Source organism: Chryseobacterium oleae (assembly GCF_900115055.1).
GTDB lineage: Bacteria > Bacteroidota > Bacteroidia > Flavobacteriales > Weeksellaceae > Chryseobacterium > Chryseobacterium oleae.
On the sequence record NZ_FOVD01000007.1, the window covers coordinates 1 to 23,602 of the forward strand.

The 23,602-nt window shown below is 38.1% G+C and carries 17 protein-coding genes; all 17 read right to left on the minus strand.

The annotated features are described in order from the left end of the window. Window positions 1–331: 331 nt before the first annotated feature. Window positions 332–1,015, minus strand: coding sequence for a hypothetical protein (locus BM143_RS18650; RefSeq protein ID WP_090026316.1), 684 nt, complete (start codon window positions 1,013–1,015; stop codon window positions 332–334). A gap of 2 nt (window positions 1,016–1,017) precedes the next feature. After that, complete coding sequence (gene rfbD, locus BM143_RS18655; RefSeq protein ID WP_262484256.1) at window positions 1,018–1,905, minus strand: dTDP-4-dehydrorhamnose reductase; 888 nt, start codon at window positions 1,903–1,905, stop codon at window positions 1,018–1,020. A 65-nt stretch (window positions 1,906–1,970) separates the two neighbouring features. Then, window positions 1,971–2,456, minus strand: a complete 486-nt coding sequence (locus BM143_RS18660; RefSeq protein WP_034727029.1) for an acyl-CoA thioesterase — start codon at window positions 2,454–2,456, stop codon at window positions 1,971–1,973. A gap of 63 nt (window positions 2,457–2,519) precedes the next feature. Then, window positions 2,520–3,023, minus strand: coding sequence for an OmpH/Skp family outer membrane protein (locus BM143_RS18665; protein WP_090026320.1), 504 nt, complete (start codon window positions 3,021–3,023; stop codon window positions 2,520–2,522). Between the two features lie 63 nt (window positions 3,024–3,086). Continuing rightward, window positions 3,087–3,638, minus strand: coding sequence for an OmpH/Skp family outer membrane protein (locus tag BM143_RS18670; RefSeq protein WP_034727027.1), 552 nt, complete (start codon window positions 3,636–3,638; stop codon window positions 3,087–3,089). A gap of 9 nt (window positions 3,639–3,647) precedes the next feature. Next, window positions 3,648–6,185: an outer membrane protein assembly factor BamA gene (bamA, locus tag BM143_RS18675; RefSeq protein ID WP_090026321.1), complete on the minus strand. Its 2,538-nt coding sequence runs from the start codon at window positions 6,183–6,185 to the stop codon at window positions 3,648–3,650. Between the two features lie 27 nt (window positions 6,186–6,212). Further along, complete coding sequence (locus BM143_RS18680; RefSeq protein WP_090026323.1) at window positions 6,213–6,962, minus strand: isoprenyl transferase; 750 nt, start codon at window positions 6,960–6,962, stop codon at window positions 6,213–6,215. Between the two features lie 5 nt (window positions 6,963–6,967). Beyond that, a complete protein-coding gene (porG, locus tag BM143_RS18685; protein WP_034727024.1) occupies window positions 6,968–7,858 on the minus strand; it encodes a type IX secretion system protein PorG in 891 nt (296 codons plus the stop codon). Between the two features lie 213 nt (window positions 7,859–8,071). Next, window positions 8,072–10,576, minus strand: coding sequence for an exopolysaccharide transport family protein (locus tag BM143_RS18690; protein ID WP_090026325.1), 2,505 nt, complete (start codon window positions 10,574–10,576; stop codon window positions 8,072–8,074). A 2-nt stretch (window positions 10,577–10,578) separates the two neighbouring features. Continuing rightward, window positions 10,579–11,439 (minus strand): polysaccharide biosynthesis/export family protein, encoded by an 861-nt coding sequence (locus BM143_RS18695; protein WP_090026327.1) that lies wholly within the window; start codon window positions 11,437–11,439, stop codon window positions 10,579–10,581. Window positions 11,440–11,465: 26 nt separating this feature from the next. Next, entirely contained in the window at window positions 11,466–12,593 is a 1,128-nt protein-coding gene (locus BM143_RS18700; RefSeq protein WP_090026329.1) for a glycosyltransferase family 4 protein, read from the minus strand. 116 nt (window positions 12,594–12,709) lie between these two features. Then, complete coding sequence (locus BM143_RS18705; RefSeq protein WP_090026331.1) at window positions 12,710–13,696, minus strand: glycosyltransferase family 2 protein; 987 nt, start codon at window positions 13,694–13,696, stop codon at window positions 12,710–12,712. After that, the gene (locus BM143_RS18710) at window positions 13,693–14,469 is read right to left on the minus strand and encodes an SGNH/GDSL hydrolase family protein (protein WP_090026333.1); all 777 of its coding nucleotides are present in this window, start codon (window positions 14,467–14,469) and stop codon (window positions 13,693–13,695) included. Before BM143_RS18710 ends, BM143_RS18705 begins: the two co-directional genes overlap by 4 nt. An 11-nt stretch (window positions 14,470–14,480) precedes the next feature. Further along, on the minus strand, window positions 14,481–15,548 hold the full coding sequence (locus tag BM143_RS18715) for a formimidoylglutamase (protein WP_051891229.1): 1,068 nt from the start codon (window positions 15,546–15,548) through the stop codon (window positions 14,481–14,483). 159 nt (window positions 15,549–15,707) lie between these two features. Continuing rightward, window positions 15,708–18,266 (minus strand): type I DNA topoisomerase, encoded by a 2,559-nt coding sequence (topA, locus tag BM143_RS18720; RefSeq protein ID WP_090026335.1) that lies wholly within the window; start codon window positions 18,264–18,266, stop codon window positions 15,708–15,710. Between the two features lie 273 nt (window positions 18,267–18,539). Beyond that, window positions 18,540–21,971 carry a T9SS type A sorting domain-containing protein gene (locus tag BM143_RS18725; protein ID WP_090026337.1) on the minus strand — a complete coding sequence of 1,144 codons (3,432 nt, stop codon included), beginning with the start codon at window positions 21,969–21,971 and terminating at the stop codon, window positions 18,540–18,542. Between the two features lie 380 nt (window positions 21,972–22,351). Beyond that, window positions 22,352–23,491: an EpsG family protein gene (locus BM143_RS18730; protein ID WP_228430893.1), complete on the minus strand. Its 1,140-nt coding sequence runs from the start codon at window positions 23,489–23,491 to the stop codon at window positions 22,352–22,354. Between the last annotated feature and the right edge of the window lie 111 nt (window positions 23,492–23,602).

Sequence of the window (23,602 nt, forward strand, 5' to 3'; positions counted from 1 at the left end):
TTACTCACTTCTGCGCTCCGTTTAACCGGACTGCAAAGATACAAACTTTTTTAAATCTCACAACTTTTATTTCTAAAAGTTTTAAAAGTTTTTCGCTTGTCTCTTAAAGCTCGTTCTAAATAGTTATGCTTATCTAAAAGCTCTTCTGTGCTACTGTATAACTCTCGTTTTTAAGTGGGGCAAAGATAACAACTTATTCATACGCAAAACAAGTTTATTTAACATAAAATTCACGAACAGGCCCCATTAAATCGTAAAACACTGGTAAGCAGAGAGAAAAATTTTAAACTAATGTTTAATTTTTCGACTTCCCTTTTCTGTAATAGTGATTTTACCTTTTTACGTGTTCATAAATCAGGCTTAAAAACTCGGCATAGGACTTTTCCAAGCCTATGATGTCGCCGGATTTTAGATTCAAACCGCCATTTCCGGTGGTGTCGGATTTTATTTTGGCGGAAGAAGCCTGGAAATAGAGATTTTCGTCGGCTGTCTTAGGCTGAACCTTAATAGTGGAACCTAAAAGCTTCTTTGTTGAAATGGTGTAAACCTCTTCGGGAATGATGTCCAGGGTAAGGTAGGATCTTGGAGTCAATATATAATCCTTCTTATTGATGTTAATCTTCTGATCTTTATCTGAGGAAGCAAAAACATACACCATTCCTTTCTTTACCTTCAATTCTTCTTTAGGCGTATAGTATAAAGCAATTTTATAATTTGCCGGATTGAGAGACTGCAGAGTTCCATCTATGTTTTCAAAAGGTTTAAATGAAAATGTATTGGCTCCGATTTCTTTTGCCTTCTTATATATTAATGAAAAAATAGCAGCGTCATCATTTGAGAATCCCTGAACTTCTATTTCTCCCAAATATTCGGCACCTACTGTAGATTCAGTTTTTTGATACAGGAATTTATCTGTGTTGTCGTTTGTTTTTGCAACCTTTGAAAGGTATACATTCTGGGCAGTACACAGATGGGCACAGAATATGGAAAAGGCGACTGCGAGATTCTTGATCATAATTATTGTTGTGTTAGTATTCTGACAGATTCTTCAAGACTGTTTTCCCAATGTTTGGGTTCAATCTTATATACCTCTTCTATTTTATCTAAAGACATGGTGCTTCTGGCCGGTCTTTTTGCAGGAGTAGGATACTGTTCTGTTGTCAGAGGGTTTAAGTGTATTGAAGAGTTTGAAAATTCTGCGATTTTTTTAGCAAACTCAAACCAGGTGGTCTCCGGATAGTTTGAAAAATGAAAAACACCAAAGTTTTTGTTTGGATTCTGAATAATATCCATGATTGCTTCTGCAAGGTCATTGGCATTGGTAGGCTGCCCGAACTGATCGGCAACAATTCCAAGCTCTTCTTTCTGAGAAAAAAGGTTGAGCATTGTTTTAACAAAATTCTTATTGAACTCTGAGTAGAGCCAAGAGGTTCTCAAAACAATGGTTCTTGGGTTGATCTCCAAGGCCAGTTCTTCTCCTTTTCTTTTTGATTCCCCATAGATTCCCGTCGGGCTGGTAAAGTCATCTTCTGAATAGGGAAGATTGGTATCTCCATCAAAAACGTAGTCGGTGGAAATGTGGATCAGGATACTTTTATGATCTGCACAAGCCTGAGCCAGATATCCAACTCCATCTGCATTGACTGCAAAAGCTTTATCGATTTCTTTTTCAGCCAGATCAACGGCTGTATATGCAGAAGCATTGATACAGTAGTCCGGCTTATTGTCATAAAAAAAGCTACTGACCTGATCTTCGTCTGTAATATCTAAGGTTTGTGAATCTGTAAATATGAACTCATAAGAGTTTTCAAAATCAGGTGCAATTTTTCTGATACAGTTACCCAACTGTCCGTTGCTTCCTAATACGGCTATTTTTTTCATCTGTAATTTTATTATTTTACTTATCAAATGTACTGTTAAAAAGAAAAGGTTCGCTTTATGATGCGCGATTATTTTCTTTTATCATCTGATCACGAATTTTTTGCGTTCTGAGATCTTAAAAATTTCACTCTTGGCTGGAAATCTTTCTGTTCAAGGTCTACATAGAACTTATGGAACGTTTCCTTTATATCTTCCGGGTGAATTTCGGATTTTCTTGTTTTGATATTGAAATAGATCACGGTAACCCAGAGTACGGCATGCACTGTTTTTTCATCCAGGCTTTTCATTAAGATTTCCACTTTAGCCGTTCTGTCCTGTATTTCGATGGTTTTACTGCTGATCACAACCTGTGTATTGTATCTTACTTCTTTCAGGTAAGCGATTTCATTTTGAATGGCAATCCAGGTACACCCTGTTTTCTTGGTGTATTCTTCATAGGTGAATCCATAAAATGTTTCTACATGATCTTCTCTGGCATTGAACATATAATCCAGGTATTTTACATTATTCAAATGTCCTATCGGATCACAATCGCTGAACCTAACTTTTACGGTTGTTGATACTTCTTTTTCCATAGCGCAAAAATAAAAAAACCACCTCTAAAAGAGGCGGTTAATTTATAAAACTTTGTTAATTTATTAGTTGATCCCTAATTCTTTCTTAACAGCTGCTGTAGCATCAGCTCCAGCTCTGTAAACAAATGCCGGAGAATTTGCATCCATGATGAATTCGTATCCGTTAGCTTTAGCTACTTTCTCGATTGCATCATTTAACTTTTTCTCAATTGGTCCGAAAACAACATCTTTCTTAGCTTCTAAATCTTTTCCAGCTTTTTCCTGCATCTGTCCGATTTCTTCCTGAAGCTTCTGTAATTCTGCTTCTCTTGCTTTGTTCTCGTCAGCTGTTTTCTTAGGAGCTTCGTCCGTATATTGCTTTAATTTAGCCTGACCTGCGTCTGCTTTTTTCTTGATCTCAGATTGTTTTGTATCTAAGAAAGTTTTTATATCAGCATCAGCTTTCTTTTTTTCCGGCATCGCATTAAGCACTCCCATTACATCTACAGTAGCAAATTTCTGAGCTTTTGCCATACTTACCGACACAACCATTATTACCGCGGCAAATAATACACTTAATTTTTTCATAATTGGTAAAATAAATAATTTAATTTGTTTTTAGATTGTAAATTTAAGCAAAAGTTAATTGATTTACTTTTTGCTTTTAGATTTTTCTTTTTTATCAGATGTAGATCCTTTCAATAAGATCGTCAATACTTTTTCTGTATAATCATATCTTGGAAGAAGGAAAAGCACATTGTTATCGGTTTTATCAAGAACCGTGCCCAATCCGTTTTTCTCAGCCATTGTTTTGATGGCATTCCAGATCTCATCCTGGAAAGGTACTACAAGGTTTGTTCTCAGTTTTGTAATCTCTCCGTTAGCTCCAAAACGCAAACTGGTTGTCGTTTTGATGTTCTTTTCAAGATCCATTACTTCTTTTTCTCTAAGCTTCAGCTGGTCTCCTATCAACAATACTTTCTCACTTTCAAATGCCGCTTTTTTTCTTTCGTACTCAGACTGCAGATTCTGAAGTTCAGATTGCCAGGTATCGATCTGGGAGTTTAATCTTGCTTCAGCTTCTTTGTATTGTGGCATCTTGTCTAAAATATAGCCTGTGTCTACCACTCCTACTTTCTGGGCGTTTGAAAACCCGAAAAGGAGAAACAATACAAATGTGAAAATGATTTTAAAGTTCTTCATATCTATGAATTATAATGATTGGTTCATTAAGAAGTGAGGAATCATTTTAGATTGTTTTTGTCCGGAGATTGTCTTATCAAATCCATAAGCAAAGTCAAATCCGATCAAACCAAAAGCTCCCATGTAAACTCTTACCCCTACCCCTACTGATCTTTTCAATTCAAATGGGTTATATGCTCCCCAGCTGTTCCATACGTTACCTCCTTCAGCGAATGTAAGTGCATAGATCTTAGCAGTCTGGTTCATTGAGATCGGGTATCTTAATTCTAATGTAAATCTGTTATAGATGGTACCTCCTCCTTTTGGTGTGATATCATCCGGCTCACCTCCGTAAGTGGTAGCATTTTCATATCCTCTTAAAGGAATCAATTCACGACCGTCATATCTACCACCAAATAAACCTGTACCTCCTACATAGAATCTTTCGAATGGCGGAGCACCCAGTTTTTTGTTATATCCATCCATGAATCCCATTTCAGCAGAAGATCTTAATACCAGTTTTCCGGCGATCTCATTATAGATATCAGCTTTGAACTTGATTTTATAGAATTCCATCCACTTGTACTTATCCACGGGTGACATTGTAGTATAATCTTTATTACTGAACAATGAGTAAGGAGCAGTCATTTTCGCGGAAAGTTCAATATTTGAACCCATTGTCGGGAAAATAGGGTCAAGACCTGCAGAGTTTCTGCTTAAACCTAAGTTAAGACTTAAGTTATTCGCATCACCATACAATTCTGTGACATCTCCAAACTGGAACGGATAGTTACTGAAGGTATACTTCTGGAACTGAAGTCCTGTATATAGTGAGAAATAATCATCCGGCCAGTTCAGCAATCTGTTCAGACCTACTGATGCGGAGAAAATATTAAGTTTCTGGGCAAGCCCGTTACTATCACTATATTTTACTCTTGATGTATTTAAACTTACTGAAAGAGCTGTCGGCTTTGTTCCAAACAACCAAGGTTCAGTAAATGATACTCCATAGTTTTGGAAATACTGTCCGGCCTGTGCCTGGATAGACAAGGTCTGACCGTCTCCCTGAGGTACCGGCTTAAAGTCTTTAAACTTAAGGAAGTTTTTCAGAGAGAAGTTATTGAACGTAAGTCCTAATGTTCCGATAAAGCTGTTACCACCGTAACCTGCCTGTAGCTGAACCTGAGAAGACCCTTTTTCAACTAATTTCCAGTTGATATCTACTGTATTGTCTTGTTGGTTTGGCTGAATATCCTGACCTACCTGCTGTGGATCAAAGAAAGTCATTCCCGCAAGATCAAAGTACGTTCTCTTAATCTCTGTCTTTTTGAAAAGCTCTCCCGGTTTTGTTCTTAATGCTCTAAGTATCACATGGTCATGGGTAGTTGTATTCCCCTGCCATGTTACTTTGTTCCAGGTTGCCTGCTCTCCTTCAGTAATTCTGATTTCAAGATTTACAGCATCTCCTGATACTGATTTTTCTACCGGTGTAACGCTGGAGAAAAGGTAACCGTTATTCATGTACACAGATTTGATATCTGAGTCATCTTCTTTACCTCCGTCTTCTCCTACTTTTTTGTTGAAACCTACGGCATCGTAGATATCTCCTTTTTTATATCCTAAAAGTCTCTGTAAATGCTCTGTTGCGTAAACGGTATTTCCGGTGAATGTAATATCTCCGATATAATACTTTTTACCTTCTTTAAGCTTTACATTGATCTCGTAATTGTTTCTTTTATTTCTCCATACAGAATCTGAAACGATAGTAGCATCTCTGTATCCTAAAGAGTTATAATAGCTTACAAGGCTTTGTTTGTCCTCCTGGTATTTTTCTTCAATAAACTTTGAAGATTTCAGGATTCCACCGATACCAAATCTTTTTTGTTTGGTTTCTTTGAAAGCTTTATTTCTAAGTTTGGCATCAGTAACGCTTTGATTTCCTTCAAATTCAATATGGTCGATTTTTATTCTCTTGCCCTTATCTACATTGATGGTCCAGTCTACCATAGACGGGTCATTTGCGTTCACTTTATCCTGAATGGTAATTTTGGCATCAGCAAAACCTTTTTTCACGTAATCTTTAGGGACTTTGGTCTTAAGGCCGGAGATCAGGTTTTGAGTGATCTTAGTTCCTGGCTTCAGATTGTTGTCTTTGATCAGTTTTTCGTTTTTAGATTTACCAATTCCTTTACCTGCGAATTTTACTTCACCAAGTTCTTTAAGGTCTTGCAGGTAGAATCTTAAAATTACGGTTTCTCCTTCAATACTCTGCACATACACTTCAACTTCCGAAAAAGACTGGGTATCCCAAAGCTTTTTAACAGCGTTGCTGATTTTCTGTCCTGGAATATCTACAACTTCGCCTTTTGTTAAGCCTGTAAATCGTAAGATCTGAGCCGGCGTGTATTTTTTTACCCCATCTACAACAATGTCTTTAAGCGTGTACGTTCCTGTGCCATTTTCTGCATGTACAGCATTATTTACTTTAGTGCTGTCCTGAGGAGTCACTTGTCCATAAAAATGCGCAGAAGCCGCAAACATTATGATGGGTAATAGTCTAAACTTCATTTTATCGAGTCTTTCTTTTCTTTAAATTTATTGGGCTTTTATCTGATCGCCGGTTAATCCGTATCTTCTTTCCTTATTTTGATAATCAACAATACACTGGAAGAAGATATCTTTTGTGAAATCGGGCCATAGGACATTTAAAAACTGTAGTTCCGCATAAGCAATCTGCCAAAGGAGGAAATTACTTATTCTTATTTCTCCGCTGGTTCTTATCAACAGGTCTACAGGAGGAAAGTCTTTTGTATAAAGGTAGCTTTCGAATAATTTTTCATCAATATTCTCAACATCAACTTTTCCATCTTTCACGTCAGAACTGATGTTTTTCACGGCTTCCAGTATTTCGTTCTGTGAGCCATAGCTTATTGCCAGCACTAAGTTCCCTTTTGTGTTTTCTTTTGTAAGCTCTACTACACGTTCCAGCTGTTCTCTCACCAGGAGAGGAAGCTTTGCCAGATTCCCTATAACATGCATTCTGAGGCCTTTGCTAAAGATTTCTTCAGCTTCCAGCAATAAAGTTTCCACCAGCAGATTCATCAGTGTACTTACTTCATCTGCAGGACGGCTCCAGTTTTCAGAAGAAAATGTATACAGTGTTAAATAAGGTATATCAATCTCATTACAGGCATTAATGGCATTTCTTACTGCATTAATGGCATTCTTGTGACCGAAGGTTCTGTCTTCGCCACGAGTTTTTGCCCATCTTCCATTGCCATCCATAATGATGGCGACGTGTTTCGGTAAATTCTCAGAATTTATTTTATCTTTAATCAACGACATATTAATTAATCACAATAGCACGGTGGTCTTCCGAATGAATAGGTAAGTCCTAAACTAAAAGTATTCATCCAGTCCTTAGACCTTTCGTCACCTATATTTCTTTTGTTAATAAGTTCTTGCTCTCTTTCTTTAGAGACTGCATAATAGTTTCCAGACTGCAACAGCGAAGCTCCTGTAGCAGGATCCAAAATATCCGCATTAAAGCTGGATGTTACATCTTTTGGCATTAATCTGCTATGGTCAAGCTGATCCGTCATTGTATATCTGAATGTAGCTTCTGCAAATATAGCCCAATTATGATTGAACTTATACTTTAAACCTACTCCAAAAGGAATATGCATGGTTACTTTTTTTCCTAATGTATATACCGGAGTACTTTTAAAATCCAGTTCATTAAGAGGAGCCTGTGCCACTCCGTCTGCATCTCTTCTGAAATCGTTCACAAGATCCGCCTTGGGAGCATCAAACATCAAAGCACCGATACCTCCGAAGATGTATGGGCTTACCATGCTTACCTGCTCATTATTAACAGGGAAAAGATTGTATTCGAACATTAAACTGGCTTCGTATACGTTATTTTTTCCGTAAGAGTTTCTGTTCACTCTGTATTCTTCTTTCGCAGCTTTATCGCTGAACTGGATCTGGTTGTACCCAAGGTCCAATCTCACGGTCTGATGCGGATTAAAATTAAATCTATATAATAAACCTCCATAAAATGGGAATCCCCATTCTGACATCCTGTCTAAATCCAACGGCTTTTGTAAAATGTAATTGGTCCTTCCTACGTCCCCTACTAGGTTACTCATCCCTAGACGAACTCCCAATTCGTTTCTTTGTGCTTTAACACTTACCATTCCAAGGAAGGCAAGAAAGCTAAACAATAATTTTTTATTCATAAAAGAATATGGATTTATGGTTATTTTAAAATTTAATTTTTGCAAATATAAAACATTTTTATATTAATGATATTCTTAATGTATAGTTAAAAATAAACAAAAAAACATAATTTGTTATAAAGTAAACGGCAAAGTGCCAAAAATATTCTTTTTTCCTTAGATTCCAAATACTGAAAGTATAAAAAAACCCCCATTTGCTGAGGGTTTAAAACGCTATTTTTTATTAAATATTGTCTGTACCTTATTTCGTATTTTTATCAGTAGCGGTTCTTTATAATTTTTGTCTTCATCAAAATAGCCATATCCGTAGCCGTATCCATATCCGTAACCATATCCGTAGCCATATCCCTGCTTCGTATTGTAATCATTATATATAAGTCCGAAATGATTGATCTCACCATTGTGATACTTTTCAGTGATCATTTTCAGCATATATTTTTCTGTATATTCATGACGCACCACATAAATATTGGCATCAGAATGTTTCATCAGCTCGTAAGAGTCGGCTACCAGGCCTACCGGTGGAGAATCGATGATGATAAAATCATATTTATCTTTCAGCTCTTCAATAAATCTGATATTTCTTTCACTCATTAAGAGTTCTGAAGGATTTGGAGGAATCGGTCCTGAAGTCGCCACATCCAGATTCGGAATCTTTGTTTTATTGATAATCTGATCTATCTCCACTTCTCCCGTAAGATAATTCGAGATCCCATACTTATTATCGATCTTAAAATCTCCGAAGATCTTCGGTTTTCTAAGGTCCATCCCAAGAAGGATTGTTTTTTTATCACTCAATCCTATTACTGAAGCCAGGTTGATGGAAATATATGTTTTTCCTTCTCCCCCGATGGAAGATGTTACCAGGATCGTTTTTCCTTTTCCGTCTTCATTATTGTTCTCCATCAGGAATCTAATGCTGGCACGTATTCCTCTGAATGCTTCTGAAACTGAAGATTTAGGCTGCTCAAGAACAGTCAGCATATTCTCGTTGCTGTTGTTTCCAATCACACCCAAAAGTGGGATTTTGGTTGCGCTCAGCAATTCTTTAATATTTCTGATCTTGTTATCAAGAACTTCTCCTATCAAGATAAATAATAACGGAAGCAACAGTAATCCTGCAATAATTGCAAATTTGATTGCTTTCACGTTGGGACCTATTGCACCTTGTCCCAAATTCTTGGCAGGGTCAATTACCGTAATATCAGATTGATTGGTCGCCACTTTCATCTGAGCTTCATTCTGTCTGGATAAAAGGCTGTTGTAGGTAGCTTCTATCATATTGTACCCTCTCTCGGCATCCAGATATTTTCTTTCTTTTTCAGGATACGAGGTCAGATCGGAATTTGCCTCCGCTACCTGACGTTCGATCTTACTGATCTCATCATAATACTTCGTGTAATAATTTCTCAAAGTGCCTGATGAGCCAGACTTCGCTTCGTCAATAAGCCTGTTTATTTCTTTGATAGGCTCAGAGTTCGGCTTATAAATAGTAGCCATTTCTCTTTTCTTCGTGTACAAAGCCTTAAGTTCCGTAACGGTAGCAGAGAAGAAGCCATCTTCAAAACCAGCAGCATTGGTGCTGATCATCTTATCGAAGTCCTGTGCCTGAAGGGTAGTTCTGATATTATTCAGTGAACTGATTTTACTTACAATATCAGCTTTCTTCGCTTCAAGATCTTTTATTTTGTCTAAAGATTTTTCATCTCTGTCCTTAATATTATAAAGCTTTTCCGAAGTTTTCAAATAATTCAGGACTGCTGCGCTTGAATCCAGCTTTTTGCGGATATTGTCTATATTGGCCTGCAGATAAACATCTGTATTTTTATTAACGATATTCTTGTCTGCCAATCTCTTTTTCTGAAGCTCAGTTACTGATTTATTCAGGAAATTAACGGTACTATTAAGATTGAATCCCTTTTTACTAATAATCATGATCGTACCGATCTCTTTGTCAAACTCTACGCCTATCGTGGAAACAATATCATTAACACTCTGGTTTACAGAATTAAGTGTTACGATAATATTGTCAACCTTTATTTTAGGGGTTTCTGTACTTTTAAGCAGTCTGAATCTAAGGTTCGGAGAATTGTACCATTCATTGATCTTGATGATCTTGTTGGCAGGTCTGTTATAGCCATTAATCGATTGAAATCCTTCTGATTCATAGCTGTATAAATTGGTAGACTGCCCTTCTTCAGGAAGAATTACTTCATAAGAGTCATTTCCTTTTGGAATCAGAGTAACCGGATAATTGATTTGCTGAAGATGTTTTTTATCAATCTGCATAAAAACCGGCGAATCCGTTTTATCAATATAGGTGGATTTGATCATTCCTTTCGTAGAATAACTCACAAAAAGGTCCAGCTCCTTCACCAAAAACTCGTTATGAGATCTGGATAGAAGCATTTTTTTCAGATAAATCCCATCCTGATTTCCGCTTTGTCCCCAGATAAAGTTGATGGACTGGTTAGGCGTAAAATAACTGGAGGTATTATTAGATATACTTAAGGAAAGGTTTGAAGCATAAATGTTCTGAGCATAGTATTTACTGTATACCCAGGAAACAGCATAGCCGATACACAGCATAAATACAAACCAGTACCAGTTTTTCAGTATTCTTCTCAGGAAATGTTCAATATCAAATAACGCAAACGATCCATACTTTTCCTTCTGGGGTTCGTTTTTCCCTACTTTGGTGTCTCTTTCTGGAATCATAGTTAAAGATTTTTAAGAAGTAGGTAAATTGATAATGCTGTCGTAATCACGGATACCCCGGTAGTTAGGGTCTGAACAGGATCTTTTCCAAATCCGTTCAAGCTTTTCCCTCTGGTATTCAGATAAATCTCGTCTCCATTCTGCACGTAGTAGAAAGGTGAATTCATGATATCTTCACGGGTAAGATCTATTCTTGCCTTCTTGATTCCTTCCGGCAGTTTTCTGTGGATAACGATATTTTTACGGTCAATGGTTCTGTTCAAACCTCCGTTAATTGCTAATGCTTCGGTAATTGTAAGCGTATTTTTATGTACTACTTTTTCACCTGAAAGACCTGTAGTTTCAACATCTCCCAAAATATAATAGGTGATTCCGTTGGTATTCAGTCTTACTTCTGCTTTTCCTTCCTGAAAATTTTCATTTACTTTTTCCTGAAGTTCCTGGCTGATATCTTCTACCGTTCTTCCTTCTGCTTTCACATAGCCTATCCCGAAAACATTGATATCTCCTTTGGAGTCTACCTTCAGTCCGTTAAAATAAAAGTTCATATTTCCACCCGTAGCAGAACCTCCTGTAGCCCCTCCAATTCCACTCAGAGCAGGGTTACTTGTACCATTCACTCCTCCTGAAGAATTCAGAGACGAGTAAAACTGGGCAGCATCTCCCTTAGGAGTGGTCACAATGTTGAGATTAAGAATGTCGTTTTTTGTAATTCGATAGGTGGGAATGTTGTAGGGAACCAATCCTTCTTCATTAATGACCAGGCTTTCACTTGGCTGCATATACCTTACATCTTTTTTGGTGATGCAGGAAGTAATAAACAAGGGGAAAATTAAAAATAAATACTTTAAGTTCTTCATCATATTTGAATGTATTGCAAAAGTAAAAATTAAATTGATATTTTCTTATTATTTCGTAAACGATAAATCAAATCCGGTAGATAAGCACCAAAAAAACCTAATAAGACAATGATCAACAGTAAAAGATTGATGTTAAGATGTCTCAGGTAGTAGGCTACCGTCACAATCATAAGATAATATACAATGATATAAAATGTGGAACGTCTATGGGTAAGATCCAGTTTCAGGAGCTTGTGATGGATGTGGTTTTTATCTGCATCAAACGGCGATTTCTTATTGCACAGCCTTACAATGATCACATTTAAAGTATCCACAATCGGCAGAATAAGAATAGCTACTGCTACGGCAGGTGCCGACTGAAGGTGATATCTCGGAACATTGGGAAGTTCTTTATCAATGAAAATATCAATGAAACAGATGGATGTAAAAGCCAGCAGGAAACCAAGAAGCATAGATCCCGTATCTCCCATGAATATTTTACTGGTCCTGTAATTGGATAAATTGTAATAGAGGAATGCCAATACGGTTCCTATGATAATCGCGGACAAAACAACCAGAGGATAATTATATTCACCCAGTCTGTAATAGCTTATCCCGAACAGCGCGCTGCAGATCACAGAATAGCCCCCGGCCAACCCGTCGATCCCGTCGATCAAATTGAATGCATTGATTAAAATAATAAAAGTAATGATGCTGAACAGCACACTTACAATATAGCTCATCTCATATATTCCGAAAATCCCGAATAAACTCCGGATTCTGATGTCTGATCCTATCACCACAAGTGAAGATACAATGATCTGTGCCACCAGCTTCTTATACGCCCGCATCACCACAATATCGTCCATAACTCCGATGTAGAGAAGAATAATTAATGAGGCGAATAAAAATTTGTAGAGATCAAAAAGCTCATACGCAAAGATCGATGCGCTGATCCCGATGGAATAAAAGATGGCAATCCCGCCAAGATTGGGGATTTTTCTGAGATGGGAACTCCTTACTCCGGGTTCATCCATAAGATTCTTTCTTCTGGATATTTTAATGATGGTGGGTATGGAGAAAAAGGTAATTAAAAAAGCGAACAGAAAACCGAATCCTATTTTCACGTAAAAAATAGAAATTCCTGATTCGCTTAAGAACAATTCAAAATTCTTCATTTTTTTTTATCAAGCACATCATCCATGCCTCCAATAAAACTCATTAAAATCTTTTTTTAAAAGACTCTCTGTCAAAGTTTTAGTAATGACCGAAATAATTGCACTTATCATTTGTGTTATAACATTTTTCTTATCAGTTTCTTTTGTCCGGCAAAAAATAACAGATAAAAAATCTTTTTTTTCACCGGCAAAGATAAAAGATAATTCTTACCAAAACGACTATAGCTCAATATATCTTGAATATTTATTTTCCTTTCCTGCCTAAAAACAGCCAGTTCATCAGCCATTGTATTGAAAGTTTCTTCGCTCTTCACAAATGCCACATAAGCCAGAAAAGAATATACCCCTTCAAAGATCTGAAAATTTTTCAATTCTTTTCTTTTGTGGGAATATCCGGATTTTTCAAAGGCCACTTCCACATCTTTCACTGCTTTCAGGATATCCAACCCTTTTTCGGTGTGGGTTTTTGTGATAGAATCTGTACGTTCCAGATACTGATAATGAAAATTCTGCGTCTGGGCCACCACTTCACACTCGAGAAGCAACTGCGGGATCAGCTGGATATCTTCAAAATGAACTCCCTTCTTAAATCTTTTATGGTCAAAAAGCTCTTTTTTAAACAGCTTATTGCAGGCAAAATAACTCAAATCTGAAAATACAGAGAAATGATCTTCCAACACTATCTTTTCAGATAAATGAGGAATCTGAGTCAGTTTCTGGATAATTTTCCCGTTCTGGTCCACTTTCTGGATATTACAGATCACCATTTTGGCATTATGTTTTTCTGCCAGCTGCATCATTTCTTCAAACATCGTCTCCGTCACGTAATCGTCACTATCCACAAAACCGATATATTTTCCTGATGCTTTTTCCAGCCCAAAATTCCGGGCATCGCTTAAACCTCCGTTTTCTTTGGTAAAAGCTTTTATTTTAGCCGGAAATTTCCGGGCATATTCTTCAATGATCAATCCGGAACCGTCTTTACTTCCATCATCCACCACAATAATCTCAATTTCCTGAAGACTTTGGTTAATAAGAGAATCCAGACATTTGGCCAGATAATTTTCAACATTATAAACGGGAACTATAATTGAAACCATCATTTTGTTCTTGTTAAATTAATAATCCCTTTTGCTAAAAACTCACTGAACTTCTGGTATCCAAGCTTATTCAGATGCAAAGGATCTCCAAACAGACTCCTGTCTTTTTCATAATCTCTGGTCACTTCATCGAAATTTAAAACGACTACTTTCTGATCCAGCCCATTACGTTTTAAATCTTTCAGGAGTGCATTTCTGTAATCCTGTATTTTAAATGCTGTACCGCCGTTTAAAACCAGTTCAGCACCTTTGTTGCTGAGTCCGCTTATGATATTCTTATTTTTAAAATCTTCTTCCACTCCAAATTCGGGAAGAGAAACTACCACCGGTTTAATGTTGTAATGAAGCAATGTTTTAATGATCATCATCATGTGATGGGTATAAAAATCCGGTCCCACATGGGTGGCTGCATCATTTACGCCTGCGATTACGATACAATAGTCCGGTTTTTTCTCAATCACTTTTTTGGAAGAAAATTCTTCACCATCTTCTTTAAAAAGGTTTTCATAGATCCTTTTGGTCTTCGCACCCGGATTTCCGGACGAATAGATCTCTGCATGAATGCCTTGGTCTGATAGTTTTCTGTTTAAAAGGGAATCCAGATTCTGCCTTACGACCCAGCTGTCACCAATAATACCTATTTGTAAACCTTCTTCGGGTTTTGTACCGGATGAAAAATAATTTTCTTCCCCGGCATAAGCGTATTTATTCCAGAAATAAACGAAGCAGAAGGCTCCGGCTAACAGAACAATACTTAAAACAATCTTTTTTTTCATCTTGTGTATCCTTAAAAGGTCAACCTGGGATTAAGCGTTCCTCTTTTTGCTTCTTCAAAATCTTTTTTGGAACATGGAATGCAGTTTTCAATATTCTCATCGTCTCCAAAATACCACAAATTACTGAATGTATCCCGTTTGAAAGCATACTGATCATCATCTATCAAAACATAGAACAGTTCATAATGTCTTTCCCTTGGATGAGACCTCTGGATATTGATTCCTTCGATCAGATACCAGATCATCTGGGCCAGCAACTGGTGATTCAGCTGGTTTTCCGAATAAATATTATAATTAAAAATCCCGACAGATTTTAAATTTTCACTCAGTCCTATTTCTTTCATGTAGGCACAGATTTCTCTTCTGTTCAATCCGTTGACCTGAGGATTCATAGAAAACGGCTCGCTGAAACTTTCAACCGCATCACAATTCAACGTTACCAGATCGGTTTTTCTGAAGAAAGGCTCTGTTTTTTCTGTGGAATTCATCATTTCGGCAAGACGGATGATGTCAAACTCCACTTCTTTAATCAGTCTGATGGAATCTGCTTCATTCAAATGCTTCTGATAGCCTAAATGATGGTAATTTTTAATCGAGAAATTTTTAGAACCTAATATTTTTCCTAAAAAAGTATGCTCATTGATCTGCTCACCCTGCTTCAGGGAAATAATATTGCTGATCTGGGTATAATTAATATTTTTCTTATGAAAATTCAATGTGGAAAATAATGAAAAAGCAAAATCATTAGATCCCCCGATAATGACCGGAAGAGCTCTTTTGTAATGACATGCCGATAAAACCTCCTGCAGAATATAATGGGAATCCTGAACAGATTTTCCGGAAACCAGATCGCCAAGGTCTACGACAGGAATTTCAAAATCCAGCTGTGAAAGTTTATAAAATTCTTTTCTTACCGCTGTAAAATCCTGTACTTCCGCATCGCCGCCCGCGCCTCTGTAATCCGAAACAAAGAGAAGGACAATGCTGTCTTCTTTGATATCTTTCGTGATTCTGCTGCCTATCTGCCAGCTTTCTGTTTTGAAATTTCTTGGTGAAATGATAAAATCTTCAAAATCCATATTTTTAATCTGAAAACTTGAGAAAATGTTAGTTTATTAATTCCTTTACCGAACAAACATACAAAAAAACCACAGCAAGTACATATGCTGTGGCGTTTTTTGTTGATAAAAAAAGCCGTCAACATATATTGTTAACGGCTTTGTATATTTATTTTACTATTACTTCTTTTTGGCGGCTGGCTTTTTAGCTGCAGTTGTTTTCTTAGCTGCAGGTTTCTTGGCGGCCGGTTTCTTTTTCTCTGCAAAAGCATTTTTATCCTGATCCGTGATCCATTTTTTTACCTCATCCAGAGACACATCTTTCAGTTCTTCCGCTTCATATTTGGTGTCGTCTTTTTTCTTCGGAATTTTAAACATGGCTTTCCCGAATTTTACGAATGGGCCCCATCTTCCGTTTTCAATGGAAATTTTTTCTTTTTCCCATTGCTGGATGTATCGGTTGGCTTCTTTTTCAAGTTTCGCATCAATCAGTTCATTGATGTCATCCTGAGAAAGATTATCGAAATTGTATTTTTTAGGAACATTGATAAAAAGATCTTTGTATTTGATAAAAGGTCCGAATCTTCCGGTTCCTTTCGTTACAGGATCTCCTTTGTAAGAAGCAATGGGTGCATCAGCTTTTTTCTTTTCGTTGATGATCTCTTCTGCACGCGCCTGGCTTACTGAAAGCGGATCTTCTCCTTTTGGAATGCTGATGAATGTTTCGCCCCACTTCACATAAGGTCCGAATCTGCCCACTCCTACAGAAACAGGCTGTCCGTCAAATGCACTTAGTTCAAACGGCAATTTGAAAAGTTCCAGAGCTTCTGCCAGCGAGATGGTTGCAATATTCTGCCCTGTCATCAGGGAAGCAAAGATTGGTTTTTCTTCATCTTCCGTTTCTCCGATCTGGATCATGGCTCCGAATCTTCCGATTCTTGCATGAACATTTTTACCGGTCTTAGGATCTACTCCAAGAAGTCTGTCGCCATTGGCTCTGTCTGCATTTTCTTCTACATCTTCAATTCTCGGGTGGAATTTTGAATAAAAAGTGGTCATCATTTCTTTCCACTTCTGGTCTCCGTTTGCAATTTCGTCAAAACTTTCTTCTACTCTTGCTGTAAATCCGTAGTCCAGAATTTCTTTGAAGTTATCAGTCAGGAAGTCATTTACGACTTCACCGATATCTGTAGGGATGAATTTATTTTTGTCGCCCCCGAATTTTTCTTCGAGAACTTCTTTTTTGATCTTATCGTTTGTAAGAGACATTTTCACCACTTCACGGGTCTGAGGATCAATTTCTCTTTTGTCCACATATTCTCTGTTCTGAATGGTCTGAATCGTCGGTGCATAAGTAGATGGACGTCCAATTCCCAATTCTTCCAGCTTTTTCACCAAACCTGCTTCCGTGTATCTTGCACTTGGTCTCGTGAATTTTTCTGAAGCTGTAATTTTTTTATAACTTAAGATTTCACCTACACTTACTTTAGGAAGTAATTTTTCGTTGTTGTCCTCATCATCGTCTTCTGTCTTTACAATTCCGTAAGCTTTTAAGAAACCATCAAAAATGATCACCTCGCCCTGTGCTTCAAAATGCTGGGGCAGTGATGCATTTCCTATTTCGATGACCGTTTTCTCAATTTTAGCATTAGCCATCTGAGAAGCCAGTGTTCTTCTGTATATTAATTGGTATAATCTGTTCAGTTGGGCATCACCGATACTTTTTACAGCAAAATCCGTTGGACGGATCGCTTCGTGAGCTTCCTGTGCCGATGCCGATTTTGTGGTATAATTTCTTGGTGAAGAATATTCAGCGCCGTATTCTGATGTAATTTGTTTTTTTGCGCCCTCGATAGCTTCCTGGGAAAGGTTCACGGAGTCCGTTCTCATATAGGTAATGTACCCTTCTTCATACAGCCTTTGGGCAAGACGCATGGTGTTGGTTACATTATATCCTAATCTTGATGAAGCTTCCTGCTGTAGTGTGGAAGTGGTGAACGGTGCAGATGCAGTACGTGTTCCCGGTCTTGTTTCAACATTCAGAACTTTAAATTCTGTTGTCTTTGCTTTTTCAAGGAATTTCTCTGCGTCTTCTTCTTTCTCGAAGTCTTTTTTAAGTTTGGCAGAAATTTCCTGCTCAGTTTTATTTAAGAAGATCCCGTCCAGTTTAAAGCTCGCTTTCGGAACAAACTCACGGATCTCTTTTTCTCTTTCTACGATTAATCTCACGGCTACAGACTGTACTCTTCCTGCAGAAAGACCCGGTTTTACTTTTTTCCAAAGTACCGGAGACATTTCAAAACCTACGATTCTATCCAGAACTCTTCTTGCCTGCTGGGCATTCACAAGATTCTGATCAATATCTCTTGGGTTTTCAATGGCTTTTAGAATGGCATTTTTAGTAATCTCGTGGAAAACAATTCTTTTTCTGTTTTCAGGCTTTAATTTCAATTCATCTGCAAGGTGCCATGCAATAGCTTCCCCTTCACGGTCCTCATCGGAAGCCAGCCATACCATCTCTGCTTTCTTTACTGCGGCCTTTAATTCTGTTACCAGTTTCTTTTTATCAGCCGAAACTTCGTAATCAGGACTGAAGGTGGCAAGATCTATTCCCATACCTTTTTTCGGAAGGTCACGGATGTGTCCGAAACTCGATTTCACTTCGAAATCCTTCCCTAAATATTTCTGAATAGTTTTTGCTTTTGCCGGGGACTCTACGATTACTAAATTTTTCGACATTCTAAAAAAATTTTTTGCAAAAGTAAAGCTTTTTTATTATATACTTTTTGTTAAAACAGTTTAATTTAATATTTAGATGCGTTTAACAAGCCTCCCCGAGGGCATTTTAATAGATATCAAGTCCTTTAGGGCGTAGAGTTTACGGCAAAATTTAAACTCAATAAAATAGATGATATAGAATTTTTCATCGGTGTTGATAGATGCAAAGTATATGGAAGACATAAAAAAGCAGAACAGGAAACCCTATTCTGCTCTGCTATTGCTTTTTTTGTTTTACTGTTTAATGATTTTTACAATTTTCTCAGAATTATTGATTCTTACCAAATATATTCCTGAAGTGAGTGCAGAAAGGTCTGTCTTTCCATTTTCAAACTTGCCGGATCTCACCAGCTGTCCCGACATATTATAGATCTGATAATAGTATCCGTCTTTTTCCGGTGCATTGATATAAAGGACATCTTTTACCGGATTCGGGAATAAGGTGATTTTATTTTCATTTACTTTTTCTTTTACCTCAGCACTGCTTAAAACGGCAGCTCCCTTTCCCGAAGCCAAAGCGGTAATCTGCAGTTTCGGAATAGGTCCAGCTTCATTTCCATCGGAATCATATTTCATTCTAACGCATCGGCAGCCCGTTCCGAAATACGGGTCGTTGTTATCATGGAAAGCGATGAAACGGTTGGATGCAGATGCTGCATCAAATAAAACATTAATGGATCTTCCCAGATAATTGGCCGCCAAAGCTCCCGTCCATACCCCCGGAAACTGAAAATTCACAGTATTGAAAGTCCCTTGCAGTGACTGATTCGCAAGAACACTTCTGAACCCGCGGGATCCTGAATCCGGAAAGTTCCCTACCGTGTATCCGGCACCGTTAAACATATAGCCAATGGTAGATGTTGTAGAAGGATTTCTCACCCTTGTTCCGGAATAATCTGTGGCTACACTGTAAAAAGTGGCTGCATTTTTATCTTTTTTATACCATGGCGACTGTCCAAAATCCTGATTCGAAATCAAAGCTGAACTTGTAATATCCGGAATTCTCCAGCCTTCAGGACATGGATCAAAGGGAGATTTCTTCCCTCCTCTCCCCCATCGGTCCGGAGCAAGGTTGGGTTCATTCGCCAGCCAGTCTGTTCCATTGGTATAATTCGGCATGGCACTGTTATAGGAAGCAAAAGAACTCGGAATCATATATATCAGAGGATTTTTAACAGAGTAAGACATCACTTTCGCCACTTTCTCTGCAGGTCGGTCTGTACTCTGTGCATTTACAGATGCTGCATATGTATTGTAAGGAACAATATAATTTCCCGGCATCGTATTATAAGTCGCAGGAGTGAGTGTGGTGTAACTCACTGTCCCATTATCTGCTGCCGTTCCTAAAAATATATTATAGGAAGCTCTGTTATCTGCATATTGAAATGTAGGAATCGGGTCTTTTCTTCCCCATTGATAATGCATTCCTGTGGAAGCTCTTATTTTGGCAAGCTCAGCAGTAGTAGGACTCAATCCGTTAGCAACCATTGGAAAAGCATCTGTTGCTCCCAGGTTTCTATCCATAAACTCTGTTTGAAGTACGACATCTGCTTTGTTTACATAATTCACATAATTGACCGCCTCAACTGCCGGAAGCTCTGTCGTATAATTAAAAGATCCGAGAGCAGAATCCGTGATCCAGATATGCCAGCTCCAGTATACCGGAGATGTAATACTTCCGTTATGAAGTGTTACTACAGCATTCCCGCTTTGATTGGCTCTGATTTCCACTGAGATTTTTGAACCGCTGATACTTTGGAGCGAAGAAGGTGAAGGATTAACCACATTTATTTTATTGATCAGAGCTGTATTGGTCGTCCACAACACATTTGCTTTTAAGCTGCTAAAACTGGAAGGATTCAGAATTCCCTGATTATTCAGCAATTGGCTCTGTACTGAAAAGGCTTTGCTTACAGGGATTTCTACTGTAAAAAGCTGATTATTTTTAACAGCCTGATAGGTATTGGGATTATTGATTCCCTCTCTGTACTCTGCAGAGGGCGCTAAATATTCAGAAGGAAAATTATATTTATTCACAACATACAGCGGGTCTTTGATGCATCGGCAGCCATTCGCTTCCGAGGTATACATTCCAGACATCGGCATATAGGTATATCTTCCTTTAATGTTGGGATAAGCAGGATCAGGGATGTCCGGCTGACCTTTGTCGGGGATCATATAAAGCCCTCTGGTAATTACTGTTGGAGATCCATCAAAATGCCTGCCCATCGTGGCGGTCCATAAAGCGGTATGATGCTGGTCGGTATACTGTCCTTCATGGGCACTTCTGATTAACTGTCCTGTTCCCGGAAAAACACCCATATTGTTTCCACCCACATTCGAAAGATCAAAACCCAGATTGGGATAAATTCTGAATCCGGTCATGAACACAGGAGCACCGGTATCAGTAGGCTTTATAATGTGATATTTATTCGTTTCAAAAAGATCTTTCCCCATATTGGTTCTGACCCCGAAAGGAGAAAAATCCACCCTGATATCATCTGCATAAGACTGAGAGCCTAAATTAGCAACGAGCATGGATGGCACTCTCCATCCGTTCGGGCATGGATCGTAAGGGGATTTGTCTCTGTAGGGCTGAGCACTGCTGTCATTATTATAATCCTCACTGATTATCCCCTGGGAATTATCAGACCAAAGATTAAGCTCTGAAAGTCTTCCATCGCCCATTTCTGAGAAACGGCCAAACCAATTGACCGGAAGATTCGGGTTATTATTATAGTACGCCTGGTTATTACTGCCATCTTTATTTACATAGATCAGACTGAGCGGGTTCTTTACGGACAGTCTTATATTGCCGATCACTTCAGCATTAGCAAACGGGACAAATTTTGTAAGGTTATCGATACTTGCAGCACCGGCAAAGTTCTTCGCTGCCCTGTGTCTCACTCTCCCCGCGGAACCGGACACTTCATAGAAATCATTTCCTCTTGTTACCAGTGGTGGGATCGGGTCTTTCCGTCCCCACTGATAGAGAAGTCCTATACTCCTGTTCCAGTCTGAAGAAGTGATAGAGCTGCTCAAAGCGCCGAGATTACGATCCATCCATCCCCAGTCGGAATCGGGAATGGGCTCAACGGTTCCGTCGGTCTTCATTCTTGTAATGTTGCTAAAGCTTTTGTAAGTTGATCCGTTACCAGGATCGTCAGTTACCCAGATATGCCAGCTCCAGTAGATCTCTCCGTTGACTCTTAAAGCAATAACGGCATTTCCTTTTTTGGTTTTATTAATGGGAACTTTTATTTTGGCATTCTGATTAGAATCCAGAATCTCGAGGGAGTAGCCTGTTCCCGATTTGATCAGCCCGTGGGAATCTTCCCACAAGACATCGGCTGTTACTATTCCGGCAGGAATGCCACTGCCTTTAATGTATTTATCGTCTGCCCACATGGCGTAAGCTTTCCGCACCGGGATGAGCAGCCCCTCACTGCTTTGACCGGGATCAAAAATATAACTGTTGGGAGCTTTTGTCCAGTCCGGAGCTATCTCTCTGCTACCAGGTCTCCGTAAGGTATCACCTGTTGACTCTAATCTTTCCGTATGCCTATACGAGGGAGGAATTTCATTTAATTCCCTGCTATTCATGGAATAGGTACCAATCGACACTAAGCAAAAAATTGCCGCAAAATTTTTAACTAAATTTCTCATATCCTTAGACTTGTGTGCCTTTCAGGAAATACAACTTTTAAGCCTTCGCCAATAATAAATCATTAATAATATAAATAAGAATTAAATATTCAAATTATATCATTAATAATCAATCAGTAAAAGATTATAAATACAAAAACGGCACAACTCGTTTCACAAGGAGCAAAAATAAATGATTCAAATGACATATCGGAACCGGGAATTCAAGTTGAATAAATCTTAATAAAAGAGACAGGAAGCAAGAGGATTTGGCTATTCATTTTTCAACAGCTCCGTCTATTGATAATACTGAAGCGGTCATTGTTTTATACAGAAAAGAAATAACAAAAAAGACAGCTTCACGGCTGCCTTTTATATAGTATAATGTATAGAGTAAGTCTTTAAGGAAGAATATGATTGTTGTAAAGCTCGGTTGTAAATCTACCCACTTTAATATTGTTAAATGAACAAAAAACAATAATATTAAAAATAACAAGAGCTAAAATAAAGGCATAGATCATTTTCTTCATCCCACTGGACACCACATACATAGCATTAGGGATAATAACGAAGGAGAATCCTATAAATGCCCCTACAAGTCTTGATGAAAACACGGGATTATTTCTGAAAATAAAATAAAAACATATTCCTATTACCGCATAAGCTCTGTGATATTCGTAATATGGATACAGTTCTTTCATCTTCGTATCAAAAGCAAAGAGGAAGAAGGTAAGGATCATCATCATCGCTTCGGGAATCCCAAAACCTCCGTTCAGTCTTTCTATAGATTCATCCATATAACCGTTCAAGCCTTCCACGAGGACGTTATCAGAAGCCATACCACTTAAGAAGTCTCCAAATACACGGTATACCTCAAACGGGGAGAGAAATACGGAAACGATGATTAGAAGCAGCATTATGGTTTTACTTAATGGCACACGGGCAAACCAGTACATCGGAAGAAACAGATAACTGACTGTATGAATCCCTGATGCAATGAATATAAAGAACAGATAATGCCACAACTGCCGCTGCTTGATATACCGTATCGCAAAATAAACAATAAATGTTGCCAGGTTCTGCCTGATCTGCCCACTTTCCCCTACAAAGAAGTAAGGAACAAACATGAACAGGGTAAATGTAAAGGGATAAAATGTATTATCCTCAGTATACTCGACCTTAAAAAAAATGGCGGCAATAGCGACGACCAGGGTGAGGACGTAAAAAGGAGCATCGAAGACGTTCAGCAGGAGCTTATTCACTAATGTATACAGCCACTCGACATCCAGATGGTCTGAACCCTCCATATGCAGCATCTTCAGAAAGATACTTTCGTAGCTTTTGGTATCTGAGTAGATGTACAACCCTCTGTAACTTCCGTAATCCGGGCCTACATTGTCACGAAAACCGACCAATATAATGAGATAGACTCCCAAAAACCAAAGCCACTTTTTATCTACTTTCTTGCCGAAAACTTCCTGTATACTAAAAAAAAGCATATAGACAATCGCCACTATAAAATATGGATGTAATACACTCATGCTAGTTGTAGGTTTTGTTTAACCGGTGCAGGGTGCACAAGGAGGCTCCAAATCTGTAATAAGATAAGAAATATAGTAGAAAAGGGAATACTATTGGGAATAGAAATCCGT